Origin of the sequence: Streptomyces prasinopilosus, from assembly GCF_001419695.1 — a bacterium.
GTDB classification, from domain to species: Bacteria; Actinomycetota; Actinomycetes; order Streptomycetales; family Streptomycetaceae; genus Streptomyces; species Streptomyces prasinopilosus.
Window position 1 is genome coordinate 1 of the sequence record NZ_LIRG01000106.1, and the last position, 2,605, is coordinate 2,605.

Below are 2,605 nucleotides of genomic sequence, written 5' to 3' on the forward strand. Positions count from 1 at the left end.
GGCTCTTCGAGGGGCCGCGTTCCCGGTACCGGTGTCCGGTCCGTGGGACGCGGCCCCTCGAAGAGCCCTCAGACCGCGATGGCGACCTCGGCCAGACCGCCCTGCCGGGCGACGACCGTGCGGTCGGCGGTGGCGCCGGGCACCAGGGCGCGGACCGTCCAGGTGCCCTCCGCCGCGTAGAAGCGGAACTGCCCGGTCGCGGAGGTCGGGACCTCCGCGGTGAACTCGCCGGTCGAGTCCAGCAGACGGACGTAGCCCGTCACCGGCTCGCCGTCACGGGTCAGGTGACCCTGGATGGTGGTCTCGCCGGGCTTGATCGTCGAGGCGTCCGGGCCACCGGCCTTCGCACCGCACATGGCGTACTCCTGAACTGGTCTAGTGGTCTGGTCGGGGTGCGGGCGGGGCCTACTTGGCGGGGCCGAGCTCGATCGGCACGCCGACGAGGGAGCCGTACTCGGTCCAGGAGCCGTCGTAGTTCTTGACGTTCTCCACGCCCAGCAGCTCGTGCAGCACGAACCAGGACAGCGCGGAGCGCTCACCGATGCGGCACAGGGCGATGGTGTCCTTGGAGAGGTCGATCTGCTCGTCCTCGTAGAGCTTCTTGAGCTCGTCGTCGGACTTGAAGGTGCCGTCGTCGTTGGCGTTCTTGGACCACGGGATGTTGCGGGAGGTCGGCACGTGGCCGGGGCGCTGCGACTGCTCCTGCGGCAGGTGCGCCGGCGCGAGCAGCTTGCCGGAGAACTCGTCGGGCGACCGCACGTCGACGATGTTCTGCGTGCCGATGGCGTCCACGACCTCGTCGCGGAAGGCGCGGATGGACAGGTCCTGCGGCCGGGCCTTGTACTCGGTCTTCGCCCGCTGGGGCACCTCGTCGCCGGGGACCAGCTCGCGGGCGTCCAGCTCCCACTTCTTGCGGCCGCCGTCGAGGAGCTTGACGTTCTCGTGGCCGTACAGCTTGAAGTACCAGTAGGCGTACGCGGCGAACCAGTTGTTGTTGCCGCCGTAGAGGACGACCGTGTGGTCGTTGGAGATGCCCTTCTCCGACAGGAGCTTCTCGAAGCCCTCCTGGTCGACGAAGTCACGGCGGACCGGGTCCTGGAGGTCCTTGGTCCAGTCGATCCGGACGGCGTTCTTGATGTGGTTCTTCTCGTACGCGGTGGTGTCCTCGTCCACCTCGACGATGACGATGGTCGGATCGTCCAGGTGGTCCTGGACCCAGTCGGCGTCGACCAGTACGTCGTTGCGGCTCATGCTCTTGTCTCCTCCGGGGCAGTCGCGGCGAGGCGTGCGGGTATGCGGGTGCGGCACTCCTGCGGGAGCGTGCGCACGGGTGCCCCTGGGCGGGGCGAAGCGGGGATGCGGGCGGCGGGGCGCCCGCTCAGAAAGGTCGACAGAGCATGGCGGCGACGCGGCAGAGGTCCACTGCCCGCCGCTTCGTGAGATCCGCCTGTCCCCGCGCTCGGAGGACGCTCGTCTGACACTGCATGCCGTCGATCGTAGGGAGGACAGGGCGGACATGTCACCGCCGTGTCGCATGCTGAGACAGGATGGTCCGTCATATGGGATGAGAAGACGGGCGGGCCCGCCCCCGACCACCCCGTGCCCGACGGGGTCCGCTCCCGCATCTGCCCTGCGGACGCCTCCGTCTCGCCTGTCGGACAGCTGGGGTCCCCGGGACCACCGGGGCCACCGCCTCTCGGGGCGGGGTGGCCCTGCCGTCCTCTTCCCTACCCGGCGAGCCTGACGTCGGAACCCCGCACGGTGATGTCGACGCCGGACTTCCCCGCCTCGACCTTGTCGAGCTCGATCCCGCCGGGCAGGCCGTCGATCTTCTGCTCGAAGTCGGTGATCTCCCGCACCCGCGCCTCGGCCATCTCGACGCCGCCGAAGGAGGGCAGCGCGTCCGCGTGGACCCGCACGGTGTCGCCGTTCACGACGGTCACGGAGCTGAGCACGGAGACCGGCTCGGGCAGCTTGGTGCCGAGCACGGTGGCCTCCACCGCGACCTCGATCTTCCCGTTGCCGCCGTCGGAGAGGCCGACGACGCCCGCGGTGATGCCGGGGCCGACCTGGGTGGACTCGGACGCGGCGGCCTTGAGCAGCTCGTCGTAGGTCACGCTCGCGGTACCGGTGGCGTCGGCGGCGGTGGCGGAGCCGAAGTCGCCGGAGAACTCGACGCCCCTCATGTCGGCGCGCAGGTCCTGGATCAGGATGCTCTGCTTGCCGTCGCCGGTGCCGGCCTCGTACTCCGGGATCCCGATCCGCACCTCGTCGAGGGAGCCGCCGGCGAGCTGGGTGAGGAAGGGGAAGCCGTCGATGGACACGTCGGGGGTGGTGGTGAGGTTCTCGGCCGACTTGAGCCGGTCGGCCACCTCGCCCTCCGCGAAGTTGACCGCGAGGCGGTCCACGATCACGAAGACGCCGCCCAGGACCACGGCGATGATCAGCAGTATTCGCAGTGCGCGCATGCGGTTGGTTCCCCCACCTGGGTGCGTTCGGACGACGGTTCCCGACGACCGGCCGGCCGTCCTGCGCGAGGGTAACCCGCACGGCAAGGAGATCCCCGGGATTGTTGATCAGCTGTGACAGGCCCCCGGAACGCGCC

General features: G+C 69.9%; 4 protein-coding genes. All 4 read right to left on the reverse strand.

What is annotated here, in order from left to right:
* Positions 1–68: 68 nt before the first annotated feature.
* On the reverse strand, positions 69–356 hold the full coding sequence (locus AOK18_RS05775; RefSeq protein WP_055571882.1) for a DUF1416 domain-containing protein: 288 nt from the start codon (positions 354–356) through the stop codon (positions 69–71).
* 49 nt (positions 357–405) lie between these two features.
* Entirely contained in the window at positions 406–1,251 is an 846-nt protein-coding gene (locus AOK18_RS05780; RefSeq protein WP_055571883.1) for a sulfurtransferase, read from the reverse strand.
* A gap of 127 nt (positions 1,252–1,378) precedes the next feature.
* Positions 1,379–1,486 carry an Ms5788A family Cys-rich leader peptide gene (locus AOK18_RS35300; RefSeq protein ID WP_350849312.1) on the reverse strand — a complete coding sequence of 36 codons (108 nt, stop codon included), beginning with the start codon at positions 1,484–1,486 and terminating at the stop codon, positions 1,379–1,381.
* Between the two features lie 241 nt (positions 1,487–1,727).
* Complete coding sequence (locus AOK18_RS05785) at positions 1,728–2,468, reverse strand: LmeA family phospholipid-binding protein (protein WP_055693607.1); 741 nt, start codon at positions 2,466–2,468, stop codon at positions 1,728–1,730.
* Between the last annotated feature and the right edge of the window lie 137 nt (positions 2,469–2,605).